This window comes from Streptococcus cristatus (genome assembly GCF_001588905.1).
Classification (GTDB): domain Bacteria; phylum Bacillota; class Bacilli; order Lactobacillales; family Streptococcaceae; genus Streptococcus; species Streptococcus cristatus_N.
Genome location: NZ_LAWH01000028.1, coordinates 18,330 through 34,930 on the forward strand (window position 1 = coordinate 18,330; position 16,601 = coordinate 34,930).

The 16,601-nt window shown below is 42.2% G+C and carries 14 protein-coding genes and 2 pseudogenes; all 16 read left to right on the forward strand.

Translation table 11 applies throughout. The features are described 5' to 3' along the window. Nucleotides 1–66: 66 nt before the first annotated feature. Complete coding sequence (locus A0765_RS05705; RefSeq protein WP_048763443.1) at nt 67–1,497, forward strand: 6-phospho-beta-glucosidase; 1,431 nt, start codon at nt 67–69, stop codon at nt 1,495–1,497. Between the two features lie 12 nt (nt 1,498–1,509). Continuing rightward, the gene (locus tag A0765_RS05710; RefSeq protein ID WP_001020606.1) at nt 1,510–1,812 is read left to right on the forward strand and encodes a PTS sugar transporter subunit IIB; all 303 of its coding nucleotides are present in this window, start codon (nt 1,510–1,512) and stop codon (nt 1,810–1,812) included. A 10-nt stretch (nt 1,813–1,822) separates the two neighbouring features. Beyond that, a complete protein-coding gene (locus A0765_RS05715) occupies nt 1,823–3,136 on the forward strand; it encodes a PTS sugar transporter subunit IIC (protein ID WP_048763440.1) in 1,314 nt (437 codons plus the stop codon). A gap of 13 nt (nt 3,137–3,149) precedes the next feature. After that, complete coding sequence (locus A0765_RS05720; RefSeq protein WP_000343790.1) at nt 3,150–3,470, forward strand: PTS sugar transporter subunit IIA; 321 nt, start codon at nt 3,150–3,152, stop codon at nt 3,468–3,470. 8 nt (nt 3,471–3,478) lie between these two features. Further along, nucleotides 3,479–3,810, forward strand: a pseudogene (locus A0765_RS10460) (alpha-amylase family glycosyl hydrolase); the annotation flags it as partial. Between the two features lie 12 nt (nt 3,811–3,822). Then, nucleotides 3,823–4,395, forward strand: a pseudogene (locus A0765_RS05725) (IS30 family transposase); the annotation flags it as partial. A gap of 159 nt (nt 4,396–4,554) precedes the next feature. Then, nucleotides 4,555–6,321 (forward strand): glycoside hydrolase family 13 protein, encoded by a 1,767-nt coding sequence (locus tag A0765_RS05730; protein WP_048763438.1) that lies wholly within the window; start codon nt 4,555–4,557, stop codon nt 6,319–6,321. A gap of 113 nt (nt 6,322–6,434) precedes the next feature. After that, nucleotides 6,435–6,746 carry a hypothetical protein gene (locus tag A0765_RS05735; protein WP_048763436.1) on the forward strand — a complete coding sequence of 104 codons (312 nt, stop codon included), beginning with the start codon at nt 6,435–6,437 and terminating at the stop codon, nt 6,744–6,746. Between the two features lie 299 nt (nt 6,747–7,045). After that, nucleotides 7,046–7,933 carry a DUF4300 family protein gene (locus tag A0765_RS05740; protein ID WP_062005212.1) on the forward strand — a complete coding sequence of 296 codons (888 nt, stop codon included), beginning with the start codon at nt 7,046–7,048 and terminating at the stop codon, nt 7,931–7,933. Between the two features lie 54 nt (nt 7,934–7,987). Further along, nucleotides 7,988–8,179 (forward strand): hypothetical protein, encoded by a 192-nt coding sequence (locus tag A0765_RS05745; RefSeq protein WP_048763433.1) that lies wholly within the window; start codon nt 7,988–7,990, stop codon nt 8,177–8,179. Nucleotides 8,180–8,469: 290 nt separating this feature from the next. Next, nucleotides 8,470–9,897 (forward strand): AcpB/EbpR/MafR family transcriptional regulator, encoded by a 1,428-nt coding sequence (locus A0765_RS05750; RefSeq protein WP_062005214.1) that lies wholly within the window; start codon nt 8,470–8,472, stop codon nt 9,895–9,897. A 158-nt stretch (nt 9,898–10,055) separates the two neighbouring features. Further along, nucleotides 10,056–11,564, forward strand: coding sequence for a glycerol kinase GlpK (gene glpK, locus A0765_RS05755; protein WP_048763430.1), 1,509 nt, complete (start codon nt 10,056–10,058; stop codon nt 11,562–11,564). Nucleotides 11,565–11,632: 68 nt separating this feature from the next. Continuing rightward, entirely contained in the window at nt 11,633–13,459 is a 1,827-nt protein-coding gene (glpO, locus tag A0765_RS05760) for a type 1 glycerol-3-phosphate oxidase (protein WP_048763428.1), read from the forward strand. A 70-nt stretch (nt 13,460–13,529) separates the two neighbouring features. Beyond that, nucleotides 13,530–14,234, forward strand: coding sequence for an MIP/aquaporin family protein (locus tag A0765_RS05765; RefSeq protein ID WP_062005216.1), 705 nt, complete (start codon nt 13,530–13,532; stop codon nt 14,232–14,234). Nucleotides 14,235–14,423: 189 nt separating this feature from the next. Beyond that, nucleotides 14,424–15,461: a M42 family metallopeptidase gene (locus A0765_RS05770; protein ID WP_062005218.1), complete on the forward strand. Its 1,038-nt coding sequence runs from the start codon at nt 14,424–14,426 to the stop codon at nt 15,459–15,461. A 154-nt stretch (nt 15,462–15,615) separates the two neighbouring features. Next, nucleotides 15,616–16,530: an alpha/beta fold hydrolase gene (locus A0765_RS05775; RefSeq protein ID WP_257000823.1), complete on the forward strand. Its 915-nt coding sequence runs from the start codon at nt 15,616–15,618 to the stop codon at nt 16,528–16,530. Nucleotides 16,531–16,601: the final 71 nt, after the last annotated feature.

The following is a 16,601-nucleotide window of genomic DNA, read 5'->3' on the forward strand; positions in this document are numbered from 1 at the left end:
GGTACAGTATGTCATAAAATAGACTTGTTCATAGCGCTAGTACAAAATACAGAAAGGATTGGTAAAATGGCAAAAATATCAGAAGGCTTTTTATGGGGTGGGGCAGTTGCTGCTCACCAAATTGAAGGAGGGTATGATAAAGGTGGAAAAGGCATTTCGATAGCCGATGTGATGACGGTTGGAAGTGCTAGCCACTCTCGACAGATTACTGATGGCGTCTTACCTGACGAATATTATCCGAATCATGATGCAATAGATTTTTACAGAACCTATAAGGATGATATACAATTATTCGCTGAGATGGGATTTAAGTGTTTTCGAACTTCGATTGCCTGGACTCGTATCTTCCCAAATGGAGATGAAGAAGAACCTAACGAAGAAGGGTTGAAATTTTATGATGATTTATTTGATCAGCTGCTAGCTCATCAAATTGAACCGGTCATCACACTCAGTCACTTTGAAATGCCCTATCATCTAGTTACTAAGTATGGTGCTTGGCGTAATCGCAAGTTGATTGATTTCTTTGTTCGTTTTGCGGAAGTCGTCATGGAACGATATAAGGACAAAGTTAAGTATTGGATGACCTTTAACGAGATCAATAATCAAGGTGCAATTAATGTTCCTTGGTGCTCATGGACTAATTCTGGTGTCATTTATCAAGAAGATGAAAATCCAGTTGAGGTACTACAGCAGGTTATCCATTATCAGTCAGTGGCTTCTGCAAAAGTTGTACAATTGGGTCGGAAAATCAATAAAAATTTCAAAATTGGTTGTATGCTGGCAATGGTACCATTTTACCCGAATACATGTGATACAAAAGATATACTTGCTAGCCAGAAGGCAATGGAGCATCGTTTATTTCACTATGGAGATCTTCATGTTTTTGGAGAGCGTCCTTACTATATCGAGGCCTTTTGTCGAAAAAATAATATCAAACTGGATATTTTACCAGAAGATCTAGAAACTCTAAAAGAAGGTTGTGTAGATTATATTGGCTTGAGTTACTATATGAGTGATACAGTGACTGCTACAGCATCTGAGGAAACAGAAGAACTTTTCAAAGATGTTTATACTAAGAAAAATCCCTATATTGAATCAAGCGATTGGGGTTGGCAGATTGACCCTGAGGGATTACGCTATAGCTTAAATCTTTTATACGATCGCTATCACTGTCCGCTTTTTATAGTTGAAAATGGATTCGGTGCTTATGATAAGGTAGAGCCTGATGGAATCCATGATTCTTACCGCATTGATTACCTCAAACAACACATTGAACAAATGATGTTAGCGATTGAAGAAGATGGCGTAAATGTCATTGGTTATACCCCTTGGGGCTGTATCGATATTGTTAGTGCTGGTACAGGTGAAATGGAGAAGCGTTATGGCTTTATCTATGTCGATAAGAATAATAATGGCGAAGGAACTTTGCAACGAATGAAGAAAGATTCCTTTACATGGTATCAAAAAGTGATTACATCAAATGGAAACGAATTATAAGGAGTAATTAAAATGAATATTGGATTATTTTGTGCAGCAGGTATGTCAACAAGTATTTTGGTTGAGCGTATGAAAGAAGCGGCTCAGAAAAAAGGGAAAGATGCAACAATTGCAGCTTATTCCATCAGTGAATTGGAACAAAGAGTTGGAGATATTGATGTGGCTCTATTAGGCCCACAGGTTGGTTTCCAACTTGAAAAAGCAAAAGAAATTTGTGCTTCTCACAATGTTCCTGTAGAAGTGATTGCAATGGCTGATTATGGAACTGCAAACGGTATGGCAGTTCTTAAACAAGCTTACATGATGAAAAAATAAGGAGAAGATGATGAAGGATAAACTGATTAAAAAGTTTGTTGATAGGATGATGGCCTTTGTCAATACCAAAGGTGTAACAGCGATAAAAGATGGTATTGTTTTCTCTATGCCATTGTTGATTGTTGGCTCCATCTTTCTTATCTTGGCCAATCTTCCAATTCCAGCTCTAGCAACGATGTTAGAAACTAGTGGTATTACCCCTGTTCTCAATCAAGCAATTGGTGCAACCTTTAATATCAGTGCGATTGTAACAGTCATTGGGATTGCGTATACCTATGCTAAGCTAGAAAAACAGGAGCCGCTTGGGGCAGGTGTCATTGCCCTAGCAGTTTTCTTGCTAATCCAGCCCTCCAGTTTGATTTCTAAAAATGGGGATGTAGTTGGTAACATTATTCTGAAGGATTGGACTTCCGGGAAAGGGATGATTGGTGCCATTATCGTTGGTTTGATTGTAGGAGCAAGCTATTCTTGGTTTTTGAAGAAAAATATCAAAATCAAAATGCCAGATGGCGTACCAACTGGTGTAGCCAACGCATTTTCAGCCTTGATTCCTGCTACTGTTATCATCACAGCGGCAACGATCTTTGTCGGACTTGTTGAACAATTGTTTAAGGTCACAACGATTGAAGTGATTTATAATCTTATTCAAACACCAATGCAAGGCTTGACTGACTCATTGTTTGGTGCGGTGCTTATGTGTTTCCTTATACCATTCTTATGGATGTTTGGGGTGCACGGCTCAACTGTAGTTGGTGGCATCATGAGTGGCTTGCTACAGGCGAATGCTTTGGAAAACCAAGCCATTTTAGATAAGGGCCTTGAATTAAATCTAGCCAATGGTGGTCATATTGTGACGGTTCAATTTTTGGATCAATTTATCAATGTTACAGGTGCCGGGATTACGATTGGTTTGGTAGTTTACATGGTTGCATTTGCAAAATCAAAACAACTAAAATTTCTTGGACGTCTTGAAATGGTTCCAGCCATCTTTAATATCAATGAGCCGGTGCTCTTTGGTTTGCCGATTGTAATGAATCCAGTTTTAGCAACTCCCTTTATATTAACGCCTATTTTATCTTGTATCATCCAGTATTCAGCGATTTATTTTGGACTGACACCTATGTATGGTGCCGTTCAAGTTCCTTGGACTTGTCCTCCAATTATTTCAGGATTTATCATCGGTGGTTGGAAAACAGCCTTGTTGCAAACACTTATTTTGGTTATGTCTTTCTTTGTTTATTATCCGTTTATTAAACAGATGGATAAACAAGCTTTACAAGCTGAAATACAAGAAACAAGCGATTTAGAAGACGAAGATTGGTAAGAGAGGTATTAAAATGGACGAAAAAGTACTCGAAGTGTGTTTTCAAATTATCACCTATGTAGGAACAGCAAAATCTATGTACATCGATGCTATTCAATTGGCTAAGCAGGGTGAATTCGAGCAGGCTAAAGATAGAATTAAACAAGGCGAAGAAGCATTTGTACAGGGACACAATGCTCACCACTCACTTTTGACAAAAGAAATGAATGGGGAATTAAGCCAAACAGGTCTACTTCTGCTGCACGCTGAGGATCAGTTAATGAGTGCAGAAGGTTTTCGAACGATTGCTGAGGAATTTATAGCAGTCTATAAACGCTTTGAGGAAGGTAAATAGAGCAAGTTATGAAAGTAAAAAATCAAGCAATGTTAATTACCTATTCAGACAGTCTTGGAAAAAATCTGAAAGACTTGAGCAGGTCTTAGAAGGCCCTTTGAAAGATGTGGTCGGTGGTGTCCACATTCTTCCCTTCTTTCCATCGTCAGGTGACCGCGGCGGGTTTGCACCCATGGACTATACCAAGGTTGATAAGGCTTTTGGAGATTGGAGCGATATTGAGGCACTCAGTCAAGACTACTACCTCATGTTTGATTTCATGATTAACTATATCTCAGCCAAGTCGCCTTATTTCCTTGATTTCCTAGAAAAGAAAGATGAGTCTGCCTATGCGGGTTTGATTGATCTGGATTTAAGCGTCCTTCGCCGAAAGGGAAAAAGTCGACAGCCAAAAGAAACACGTGGAAGATTTAAGATTGGCACACCGATTGCCAAACGTCCTAAAGAGGTCCGGAATCGTGAAACTTTTGGTCACTGGGAACTCGATACTGTGGCGTCTTCCAGAGGCAAAAGCACGGGCTGTTTAGCGACCTTTCTGGAGCGAAAAACGCGCTTTTACTTAGCTTTAAAGATACCAGATAGAACAGCCCAAGCCATGTTTTCAGCCATCGAACAACTTTGTAAGCTATTTCCAAAAGAAGCTCTTAAAACCTTCACTTCAGACAGGGGAAAAGAGTTCGCCTGCTATCCTCTGGTAGAGAACTTAGGAATTTCCTTTTTCTTTGCGGACGCCTATTCATCCTGGCAGAGAGGAAGCAATGAAAACGCAAATGGCTTACTAAGAGAATATTTCCCAAAGAAAACAGATTTAGCTGCTATATCTGATGAGGCTTTGAACAAGGCCTTACATGGTATCAATCACAGACCGCGAAAATGTTTAGCTTACAGAACTGCTTATGAGGCTCTAGTGGATGAGTTAGAGTAAATGTTACACTTATTCTTGCAATTTATCATTTTTAAAACCAAACCACTTGAAACTATGGACAAGCCTTGCAAATAAAATTTTAAAGTAGTATACTAGAATTATGAAATCGTTTGCATAAAATCGCAATGAGTTTGTAAAGAGAAATCTAGGAGAGAAAATATGGAATTGTCAGCTATTTATCACAGGCCAGAGTCGGAGTATGCTTATCTTTATAAAGATAAGACAATGCACATTCGCATTCGGACGAAAAGGGGAGATATTGAAAGTATAACCTTGCACTATGGAGATCCTTTTATTTTTATGGAGAACCATTATGAAGAGAGTAAGGAAATGGTCAAAGTCACCTCCGATGCTTTGTTTGATTATTGGCAGGTGGAGGTTTCAGTCGACTATGCGCGACTTCAGTATCTCTTTGAGATTAAGGATAAGCAAGGCCAGAGTATCTTGTATGGCGATAAGGGTTGTGTTGAAAACTCGCTAGAAAACCTTCATTATGAAGGAAACGGCTTTAAACTTCCTTATATCCATGAAATTGATGCTTGCCATGTGCCTGACTGGGTAGCAGAGACGGTATGGTACCAGATTTTCCCAGAAAGATTTGCCAACGGCAATCCTGCTCTTTCACCAGAAGGAGCGCTAGCTTGGGATTCGTCGATCACGCCTAAAAGTGAGGATTTCTTTGGTGGAGATTTACAGGGAATTATTGACCATCTAGATTACTTGCAGGACTTGGGCATTACAGGCCTTTATCTCTGTCCAATCTTTGAATCCCCGAGCAATCACAAGTACAATACGACGGATTATTTCGAAATTGACCATCATTTTGGAGACAAGGAAACCTTCCGTAAACTGGTGGAGCAAGCCCATCAGCGCGGCATGAAAATCATGCTGGACGCTGTTTTCAACCATATTGGAGACCAATCTCCACAGTGGCAGGATGTCCTCAAACATGGTGAAGATTCCATTTATAAAGACTGGTTCCATGTTCAAGAATTCCCTGTGACCAAGGATAAGCTTGGCAATCCAAGAAAGCTCCCTTACCATACCTTTGCCTTTGAGAGCTATATGCCAAAACTAAATACAGCAAATCCTCAAGTGAGAGACTATCTGTTGAGCGTTGCGACCTACTGGATTGAAGAGTTTGATATCGATGCTTGGCGCCTGGATGTGGCCAATGAAGTGGACCACCAATTTTGGAGAGATTTCCGCAAGACTGTCTTGGCTAAAAAGCCGGACCTTTATATTCTTGGAGAAGTCTGGCACACCTCTCAGCCTTGGCTAAATGGCTATGAGTTCCATGCGGTCATGAATTATCCTTTATCTGATAGTATCAAGGATTATTTCTTGCGTGGGGTTAAAAAGACGCCTCAATTCATCAATGAGATTAATGGTCAGTCTATGTATTACAGACAGCAGATTTCGGAAGTGATGTTTAATCTTCTGGATTCGCACGATACGGAGCGCATTCTAGCTACTGCCAAAGGAGATGCCCAACTCGTTAAATCTGCCCTTGCCTACCTCTTTTTACAAAGGGGAACACCGTGTTTCTACTATGGAACTGAGTTAAAATTAGACGGAGGGCCAGATCCAGATTGCCGTCGTGTCATGCCTTGGGAACGTGTTTCCAGTGACAATGACATGCTTAATTTCATGAAGAAATTGATTCAGCTTCGCAAGAGTGTTTCAGACATTATTCAGCATGGGAAATATAGTCTAGAAGAAATCAAACCTGATGTGCTGTCTCTGGAATGGGATTACGATGGACAAAAGATCCGAGCAATTTTTAACCAATCAACTGAAAACTATCTTATAGACCATGATTCTGCAACTCTAGCAAGTCATTGCCAAATCTCGGATGGGCAACTTCTTATCTTACCAAAAGGCTTTATAATCTTTACGGAAGATTTGCAAACTGAAGCAAATTAATTTTTTGAAATTCGACTGAAAGACTTGTCAGGGTTACTCGAATTTCAAAAAACCAATCTAAGAGCAGTCTATTTAAGAAGAGCAAGTAACTTACTAGAAAAGAGGAGTTCAGAATGGAATTAAAAGATTTTACCGAAAAAGAGCAAGAGCAAATCAAAGAAGGGCTTAGTACAGCCGTCATTAGCGATAAGGAAGCGGCTAAAAAGATTTTGGCGCTGGTACCACAAGAATGGCTTAAGCGAATTCCTTTCCTTGTGAGAGGACATGCAACGACCAAGACGGTTGAGCGAGTTGCCAAGCAATACCCAGAACTTTACGCTGTGGCCAAGCAAGCAGGAGAGCTTCCTGAAAAGGAGCGTGAAGAATTGCGCGCCATCATGACAGCTATCTTCGAAGAAAAGATGAACAAGCATAAGATTAAGTAGACTTACCAGTGTATAGCGATTCCTTTCTTTAAGTTGGCTACTCTAGATTATTCATCTATTCATAAATCAAAGTGACTGCAGTTGATAAAAGTGCGGTCATTTTTTGCTTAGGGGAATAGCTTCGTTGAGGTGTGTGTTTATTTTATAATGTTGTTTTTTCAGTTCAGATATGATTTCAAAAACAAGGAAGTTTCCATTCAAATTAGCTCTTTTCTTTCTGTTTTTCAGTATTTCTTGATATAATAACAAGAGGAATTATTTGAAGATGAATATAGGAAAAATGTAAAAAGGACGAAAGAATGAAGAAAGTAAAAATGATTATGTTGATGAGTGCCTGCACTTTGGCAATTCTTGGCTTAGCTGCATGTGGGAAGGCACAAAAGCAATCAAGCGGCAGTCAAGAGAATCCAACAGTTGGTCAGACTAGTTCGGAAAAATATCCATGGAAGGCGACTTATTCAAATCTAAATAGTCAAAAAAGCGTCGAAGAAGTTAAGAGTTTGTTAGCTGCCGACTTGGATAAAGACAGTGTCGATAGCTTTGTCAATCTAGTCAATGACTACAACAGTCTTGTCGGCTCGACTGGACTAAGGGGGGATTTCACTAAATTTACCAAAACCGGATATGACGTAGAAAAAATCAATCCTCTTTGGCAGGCAAAGAAGGGCGATTTTATCGGGACAAATTGTCGGATCAATACCTATACTTTGCTGAAAAATAGCATCGAAATCCCTCAAATAGCAAAGGACGACGAACTCTTGTTCATCGATAATGACTCGATTGACAAGGGCAAGCTCTTTGATGCCAAGGATAAGGAAGAATTTAATATCCTATTCTCAAGAGTCAAGACTGAAGCGACCCAAGATGTCAAGGTCCATGCTAAGAAGATGGAAGAATACTTCAAACAGTTCAAGTTTAACGAAAAGGCTCGGATGCTCTCCGTCATCGTCCACGACAATCTTGACGGCGATTCTCTCTTTGTAGGGCATGTTGGCGTCTTGGTTCCAGATAAAGATGGCTATTTATTTATCGAAAAGCTGACCTTTGAAGAGCCTTACCAGGCTATCAAGTTTGCGACCAAGGAAGATGTCTACAAATACTTGCAGACAAAATATAAAGACTACACAGGAGAAGGACTGGCCAAGCCCTTTATCATGGACAATGATAAGTGGGTAGAGGGGAAATAGAATTTTTAGCCAGTTAAGTTTTATGTAAACTCTAGTTAAGGGAAGGCCATAAAAATGGATAAAAAACAGACATATTTTTCGATTGCCCTTATTCTTATCGGTTTTCTACTTGTGGAATCAAGTATCTATATCATACCTTATATTGAAGGATTAAAAGAATTAGAAATAGCTGTTTTTGTAATTGGAATTCTGATTTTACTAGGTGTCATCATCTTATTAGAAAGGACTAAGAGGCATCATGATTAAAGAACAGTACTTACGAATAAAAGATTTAGACATTATTTTATGGGAATTTATTGCTCATCAATTAGAGGAATTATCCGTTTGAATTTTGCAAAGAATATGTAAATATCGTACTTAAAAGGGTGAACCAAGCCTGATGATACAAAGGAAGTCTGAGACGGCTGGGGAAATCATCCCGCTGGTCAGGTTTCCTTTTTGTTTAGTCATAGATGGATGTAGCAGATGAAGCAGATTGCTTCGTCTTTTTTTCTTTTTGTGTTAAGCTAAGATTAGCAAACTGAAAGGGTTCTCGGATGTATCTAGCAGACTTAATGGAAAAGAGTGAAGCGGGGCAGTTTATTGTCCTGTCTTATTTACAGCAGCATTCTACATCCAGTTTGAAGGCCGTCATGTCAGAAACTGGCTTTTCGAAAGCAACCTTGACCAAGTATATTAGCCTGATTAACGACAAGACTGTGGACAATCATGCAGCCTTATCCATCCAGCTTCAAGACGAAACACTCAGTCTGTCTATCGGACCGGATACCAAAGGTCGCGATATTCGCAGGCTCTTTTTGGGCAATGCTGTCAAATACCAGATTTTAAACTACTTGCTCTATCATCAGCAGTTTTTAGCCCATCAGTTGGCTCAGGAACTGATGATCAGTGAAGCAACCCTCGGCCGCCATATAGCTGGTCTAAATCAGATTTTATCAGAGTTTGAGCTCTCTATCCAAAATGGCCGCTTGAGAGGACCGGAGCACCAGATCCGCTATTTTTATTTCTGCCTCTTTCGCAAGGTTTGGTCCAGTCAAGATTGGGAAAGAGAACTTCAAAAATCGGAAAGAAGGCAGGAAGTTGCCGTCTTAGAAGAACTCTGCGGAGCCCAGCTCTCTCAAGGTCAGCGATTAGACTTGGCACTTTGGGCGCATATTACCCAGCAGCGCCTGCGCGTCAATGCCTGTCAATTTCAAAACATTGAGCAGAAGATGCGGGGCTATTTTGAAAATATCTTTTACCAGCGCTTGCATCGCCGGACAAATGATTTCTTTGCCGGACAGCACATCACCCTGAGTCAGGAAGATGGCGAAATGTTGATTCTCTTTTCATTTCTCATTTCCCATCGGATTCTGCCCCTGCACACCATGGAGTATATTCTGGGCTTTGGCGGTGAAATTGCCAGCCTGATTACGCAACTGATTCAAGAGATGAAATCTCAGGACTTGCTAGGTGACTACATTGAAGACCAAGTGACCTACGAACTCAGCCAGCTTTGCGCCCGCGTCTTTCTTTTCCGAGGCTACCTATTGCAAGACAAATACAAGCATGACTTGGAATTGCGCCATCCTTACTTATGGAGCGAATACGATTACCGACAAGTAGCGGACACTATTTTTAGAAAGCTGCCTATTTTTCAGCAGGGAACTTCTCTGGATAAAAAGGTTTTGTGGGAATGGCTCCAGCTGATGGAGTACATTGCCGAAAACGATGGCCAAGTCATCAAGATAGGTATGGACTTGACGGATAGCTTTATCGTTGTTTCTAGAATGACTGCTATTTTAAGGCGGTATTTAGAGTACAATCGCTTTATTAGCATTGAAGCCTACGACCCAGCTAAAAACTATGATCTTATCATCACCAATAATCCCATTCATCAGACTCCGCAGGTTCCTGTTTATTATTTAAAAAATGACTTGGATTTGGAAGATTTGACTCAAATCCGTCACATGATATTTCATTAAGAAACCTAGAGAAATCTAGGTTTTTTGTGATTTTTACACAATCTCCTCAAAATTTTTTAAAATTTTAAAAAAATTGATGAACAAGAAAGCGCTTTATTTTATATACTAGTTACTGTAAAGAGGAAATCTCCTCAAGACTTTAACCAGGAGGACAGTACATGTCACAAGAAAAATACATCATGGCCATTGACCAAGGAACTACTAGTTCCCGCGCCATCATCTTTAATAAAAAGGGAGAAAAGGTCAGCTCTAGCCAAAAAGAATTCACTCAGATTTTCCCTCAAGCAGGTTGGGTTGAGCACAATGCCAATGAAATTTGGAATTCTGTTCAATCAGTAATTGCTGGAGCCTTTATCGAAAGTGGTGTGAAACCAAGTCAAATCGAAGCTATCGGAATTACCAACCAGCGTGAAACAACTGTCGTCTGGGATAAAAATACAGGTCTTCCTATCTATAATGCTATCGTTTGGCAATCTCGTCAGACTGCTCCTCTGGCTGAACAGCTGAAAAGCCAAGGATACGTGGAAAAATTCCACGAAAAGACTGGTTTAATCATTGACGCTTACTTCTCTGCTACCAAGGTTCGCTGGATTTTGGACCATGTTGAGGGAGCACAAGAAAGAGCTGAAAAGGGCGAATTGCTCTTTGGTACTATTGATACCTGGCTGGTTTGGAAATTGACTGACGGCGCGGCTCATGTGACCGACTACTCAAATGCAGCTCGTACCATGCTCTATAACATCAAGGAACTTAAATGGGATGATGAGATTTTGGAAATCCTTAACATTCCAAAGGCTATGCTTCCTGAAGTTCGTTCTAACTCAGAAATTTATGGTAAGACTGCTCCATTCCATTTCTACGGTGGAGAAGTTCCAATCTCTGGTATGGCTGGTGACCAGCAGGCAGCTCTCTTTGGACAGTTAGCCTTCGAGCCTGGCATGGTCAAAAATACCTACGGAACTGGTTCCTTCATCATCATGAACACTGGTGAAGAGATGCAGCTGTCTGAAAACAACCTCTTGACAACCATCGGCTACGGTATTAATGGAAAAGTTTACTATGCTTTGGAAGGTTCTATATTCATCGCAGGAAGTGCTATTCAATGGCTACGCGACGGTCTTCGGATGGTGGAGAGCTCACCAGAATCTGAAAAATATGCCCGCGATTCTCACAACAATGACGAAGTCTATGTCGTACCTGCCTTTACAGGTCTGGGCGCTCCATACTGGGATCAAAATGCACGTGGATCTGTCTTTGGCTTGACCCGCGGAACCAGCAAGGAAGACTTTATCAAGGCTACTCTGCAATCCATCGCTTACCAAGTACGAGACATCATTGACACCATGCAGGTGGATGCCAAGACTGCTATTCAAGTCCTCAAAGTCGATGGCGGTGCTGCTATGAACAACTTCCTCATGCAGTTCCAGGCTGACATTTTGGGAATCGATATTGCCCGTGCTAAAAACTTAGAAACAACTGCTCTCGGTGCAGCCTTCTTGGCAGGACTGTCAGTAGGCTACTGGAAAGACTTAGACGAACTCCGGACTCTCAATGAAACAGGAGAACTCTTTGAGCCGTCTATGAATGAATCCCGTAAGGAACAACTCTACAAAGGATGGAAAAAAGCCGTTAAGGCAACTCAAGTATTTGCAGAAATCGACGACTAATACTGATTCATATTTTGATAATCAAGTCAGTAGAAGCAGGAAATGACTAAGTTAGAAAGTGTACAATTATGGAATTTTCAAAGAAAACACGAGAATTATCAATTAAAAAAATGCAGGAACGCACCTTGGACCTCCTGATTATTGGTGGTGGGATTACGGGTGCTGGTGTAGCCTTGCAAGCAGCTGCAAGTGGTTTGGAGACCGGTCTGATTGAAATGCAGGACTTTGCAGAAGGGACTTCTAGCCGCTCTACCAAATTGGTCCATGGTGGCCTTCGTTACCTTAAGCAATTCGACGTAGAGGTGGTCTCAGATACAGTTTCAGAGCGTGCTGTGGTTCAGCAAATTGCCCCTCACATTCCAAAACCAGATCCAATGCTCTTGCCAGTTTACGATGAGGATGGAGCGACATTTAGCCTCTTCCGTCTCAAAGTGGCTATGGACCTCTACGACCTCTTGGCTGGTGTCAACAACACACCAGCTGCTAACAAGGTCTTGAGCAAGGAAGAAGTGCTCGAACGGGAACCCGAACTTAAGAAGGAAGGCCTGGTCGGCGGCGGTGTCTATCTTGACTTCCGCAACAACGACGCGCGTCTCGTGATTGAAAATATCAAACGCGCCAACCAAGACGGCGCCCTGATTGCCAACCATGTCAAGGCAGAAGGCTTCCTCTTTGATGAATCTGGAAAGATTACAGGCGTTGTTGCGCGTGACCTCTTGACGGATGAAGTCTTTGAAATCAAGGCTCGCTTGGTCATCAACACAACTGGGCCTTGGAGTGACAAGGTGCGCAATCTGTCAAATGATGGTGAGCAATACTCACAAATGCGTCCAACCAAGGGAGTTCACTTGGTAGTTGATTCTAGCAAGATCAAGGTTTCTCAGCCAGTCTACTTTGACACAGGTTTGGGAGACGGCCGGATGGTCTTTGTACTTCCACGTGAAAATAAAACCTACTTTGGTACGACTGACACTGACTACACTGGCGACCTAGAGCATCCAAAAGTAACACAAGAAGATGTGGATTATCTCTTGGGCATTGTCAACAATCGTTTCCCAGAAGCAAAGATCACAATTGACGACATCGAAAGCAGCTGGGCGGGTCTTCGTCCATTAATCGCAGGCAATAGCGCTTCTGACTACAACGGCGGAAATAACGGTACCATTAGCGACGAAAGCTTCAATGCCCTGATTGCGACTGTTGAAAGCTATCTTGCCAAAGAAAAATCCCGTGAAGATGTTGAAGCGGCTGTTACTAAACTTGAAAGCAGCACATCTGAAAAACACTTGGATCCATCTGCTGTGTCCCGCGGTTCCAGCTTGGATCGTGATGACAATGGCCTTTTGACCCTTGCTGGTGGTAAGATTACAGATTACCGTAAGATGGCTGAAGGCGCCATGGAGCGCGTGGTTGAAATCTTAAAAGCAGAATTCGACCGCAGCTTCAAGCTCATCAACTCGAAGACCTACCCTGTTTCAGGTGGAGAGCTCAACCCAGCAAATGTGGATTCCGAAATCGAAGCTTTTGCGCAACTTGGTGTATCACGCGGCTTAGACAGCAAAGAAGCCTTATATCTTGCAAACCTTTACGGCTCCAATGTTCCTAAAGTCTTTGCCCTCGCTCACAGCATCGAGCAAGCGCCAGGTCTCAGCCTAGCGGATACCTTGTCACTGCATTATGCGATGCGCAACGAATTAGCACTCAGCCCAGTAGATTTCCTCCTTCGCCGGACAAACCACATGCTCTTTATGCGGAATAGTTTAGACGCTATTGTAGAGCCAGTTTTGGATGAAATGGGTCGATTCTACGAGTGGACAGAAGAAGAAAAAGCGGCTTATCGCAATGACCTAGAAGCTGCCCTTGCAAATAACGATTTAGCAGAATTGAAAAAATAGAAAATAGAAGAAGAGGTGGCGGACTATTTCTCCTGTCTAGCTTTCCCTTCTTTTAGATGGAGTAATATAGATGATGAAAGAAATATTTGGTGAATTTTTAGGAACCCTGCTCTTGCTCCTTTTGGGAAATGGCGTCGTTGCAGGCGTGGTTCTTCCCAAAACTAAGAGCCACAACTCTGGTTGGATTGTGATTACCATGGGATGGGGGATTGCCGTTGCCATCGCTGCTTTTGTATCTGGCAACCTTGGTCCAGCCCATCTGAATCCTGCCCTAACCATCGGAGTAGCTCTCAAAGGTGATCTACCTTGGGCATCTGTTCTTCCGTATATCCTTGCACAGTTTGCAGGTGCTATGGTCGGACAGTTCCTTGTCTTCCTACAGTTCAAACCGCACTATCTGGCTGAAGAAAATCCAGCTAATATTCTTGGGACATTCAGCACTGGCCCAGCTATCAAAGATATCTTCTCAAATCTGATTAGCGAAATCCTTGGAACTTTTGTTCTAGTGCTGACTATCTTCGCTCTTGGACTTTATAAGCTGCAAGCAGGCATTGGCACTTTTGCAGTCGGAACATTGATTGTCGGAATTGGTCTCTCACTTGGTGGAACGACTGGTTATGCCCTCAACCCCGCTCGTGACTTAGGACCTCGCATCATGCACAGTCTTCTTCCAATTCCCAACAAAGGAAATGGCGATTGGGGTTATGCTTGGATTCCAGTTGTTGGACCAATCATTGGTGCCGTCCTTGCAGTAGCAGTCTTCTCCCTATTTTAGACGAAAATAAAGCATCCTCTTCTCCGAGACTCATATAAGCTTAGAGAAGAGGATTTTTGTATAGATTTTCTAATTCATCGAAGAATTTGCTAAATCAATCTAAAATCAGGAGAAAAGAGCCAGTCAGGACGATATTTGACAGCGGATTTATGCTATAATTGACAGTATAAATGATCTAAAGGAGTTATGATGAATCAAACTGTTCAATATTTACAAGAATTAACGGCTATCCCTTCTCCAACAGGCTTTACGGCTGAGGTTGTGGACTATCTGGTGAAGACACTAGAAGGCTTGGGCTATGAGCCTGTCCGGACCAATAAAGGCGGCGTCCATGTCGTGGTTAAGGGAGAAAATGATGCTCAACATCGCGTCGTGACGGCCCATGTGGATACTCTGGGAGCTATTGTGCGTGCGGTCAAGCCAGACGGTCGCCTCAAGCTGGATCGGATTGGTGGTTTCCCTTGGAACATGATTGAAGGAGAAAACTGTCTGGTCCATGTGGCCAGCAGTGGCAAGACTGTCAATGGGACTATCTTAGTTCACCAGACTTCCTGCCATGTCTATAAGGATGCTGGAACGGTTGAGCGAACTCAGGACAATATGGAAGTCCGTTTGGATGAAAAGGTGACAAGTGAGAAAGAAACTCGCGATTTAGGAATCGAAGTCGGTGATTTTATTTCCTTTGATCCGCGTACCACGGTTACCGAGTCAGGCTTCATCAAGTCCCGCTTTCTAGATGACAAGGTCAGCGCAGCTATTTTGATCAATCTTTTGCGCGTCTACAAAGAGGAAAAGATTCAGCTGCCAGTGACGACTCATTTTGCTTTCAGTGTCTTTGAAGAGGTTGGGCACGGGGCTAATTCCAGCCTGCCGGCGCAAGCGGTAGAGTATTTGGCAGTTGATATGGGTGCGATGGGTGACGACCAGCAGACAGATGAGTACACAGTTTCCATCTGTGTCAAGGACGCTTCAGGCCCTTATCACTATGGATTCCGCCAGCATTTGGTTAATTTGGCCAAGGAGCAGGACATTCCTTACAAGCTGGATATTTATCCATTTTACGGCTCAGACGCCTCTGCAGCCATGAGCGCAGGAGCAGAAGTCAAGCATGCTCTGCTAGGTGCAGGTATCGAATCCAGCCACTCTTACGAGCGTACGCATATTGATTCAGTAGTCGCGACAGAGCGCATGGTGAATGCTTATCTGAGAAGTGGCTTGGTGGAGTAAGAGTAGGACATTTAGCTTTGAATAAAAGGCAGAATCTGAGTATCCTGTGGGAAGCAGAATGGCTGTTCTTGTTCAATTGGTTAAGTCTTCGTAGATGCTTAAAGATATTTGGAAAGTTATGATGTTCAGGTATTTGAAGAAATTCTTTCTGTGTTTGCTTTTTACAATCATCAGCGCTCTGGTCTTAATCTTTACTTATCATCAAATCTGCCTGACTAAAGAGCAAAAATTGCTTGATAATCCCTCAGGTCGTCTGGTTCAAGTAGATGGCAAAAAAATGAATGTCTATGTAACTGGTCAAGGAGAGCAGACGCTGCTCTTTTTGGCAGGTGGTGGTACAACGTCCCCCATTCTTGACTTTAAGACCCTCTATTCAAGATTGGAAAAAGATTATCGCATAGTTGTGGTCGAACGCTTGGGCTATGGCTTTAGCGATGACAGCCAAGGTGATAGTAGAGACATTAACACGGTACTTGCCCAGACGAGGCAGGCTTTACAAAAGGCTGAAATCACTGGCCCATATACTTTGGTAGCTCACTCTATGGCTGGGCTAGAAGCGCTTCATTGGGTTGCAGCATATCCAGAAGAAGTCCAAGGCATTATCGGACTGGATATGGCTTTACCGAGTTCTTACACTGATCTGAGGCTCTATCCTTTGGCTTATAAAGGCTTACAAATGGCTGCTCATTTAGGATTAAGTCGGGTATTTTATGATGTTGACAAGCAAGTTCCCGCTCTTGCGGCTGGTGATTTGACAGCAGAAGAAAAGCAGATATACAAGGCTCTTTTCTATCGTCGTCCATTGTCAAATGATGTTTGTGAAGAGGTCACCCAGGTTAAGCAAAATGCTGAGCTAGTTTTGAAGGAAAAGCTTCCTGAACTACCGATCTTGCTCTTTGCTTCAAATGGCCAAGGGACTGGCTATAGTCAGGGAGAATGGCAGAGCTTCCAGAAGGATTTTGCAGCGGAGCATCCACAGACAGAGCTAATTCTACTAGACTGCCCTCACTATGTACATGATTACGCCAGTGATGAGTTGGCAGGAAAAATAAAGCAGTTTTTAAAATAGCAAGTTTTATACAAGCTTGAAATACTAAAAAAACGAGAAGGAAAGATTCCCTCTCGTTTTTGAATATACAG

Bases quoted from the DNA above. Each gene is read 5' to 3' on its own strand.
- glpO (WP_048763428.1), top strand. From the start codon at position 11,633: ATGGAATTTTCAAAGAAAACACGAGAATTATCAATTAAAAAAATGCAG.
- A0765_RS05720 (WP_000343790.1), top strand. From the start codon at position 3,150: ATGGACGAAAAAGTACTCGAAGTGTGTTTTCAAATTATCACCTATGTA.
- A0765_RS05735 (WP_048763436.1), top strand. From the start codon at position 6,435: ATGGAATTAAAAGATTTTACCGAAAAAGAGCAAGAGCAAATCAAAGAA.
- A0765_RS05750 (WP_062005214.1), top strand. From the start codon at position 8,470: ATGTATCTAGCAGACTTAATGGAAAAGAGTGAAGCGGGGCAGTTTATT.
- A0765_RS05740 (WP_062005212.1), top strand. From the start codon at position 7,046: ATGAAGAAAGTAAAAATGATTATGTTGATGAGTGCCTGCACTTTGGCA.
- A0765_RS05705 (WP_048763443.1), top strand. From the start codon at position 67: ATGGCAAAAATATCAGAAGGCTTTTTATGGGGTGGGGCAGTTGCTGCT.
- A0765_RS05770 (WP_062005218.1), top strand. From the start codon at position 14,424: ATGAATCAAACTGTTCAATATTTACAAGAATTAACGGCTATCCCTTCT.
- A0765_RS05765 (WP_062005216.1), top strand. From the start codon at position 13,530: ATGATGAAAGAAATATTTGGTGAATTTTTAGGAACCCTGCTCTTGCTC.
- glpK (WP_048763430.1), top strand. From the start codon at position 10,056: ATGTCACAAGAAAAATACATCATGGCCATTGACCAAGGAACTACTAGT.
- A0765_RS05730 (WP_048763438.1), top strand. From the start codon at position 4,555: ATGGAATTGTCAGCTATTTATCACAGGCCAGAGTCGGAGTATGCTTAT.
- A0765_RS05745 (WP_048763433.1), top strand. From the start codon at position 7,988: ATGGATAAAAAACAGACATATTTTTCGATTGCCCTTATTCTTATCGGT.
- A0765_RS05715 (WP_048763440.1), top strand. From the start codon at position 1,823: ATGAAGGATAAACTGATTAAAAAGTTTGTTGATAGGATGATGGCCTTT.
- A0765_RS05710 (WP_001020606.1), top strand. From the start codon at position 1,510: ATGAATATTGGATTATTTTGTGCAGCAGGTATGTCAACAAGTATTTTG.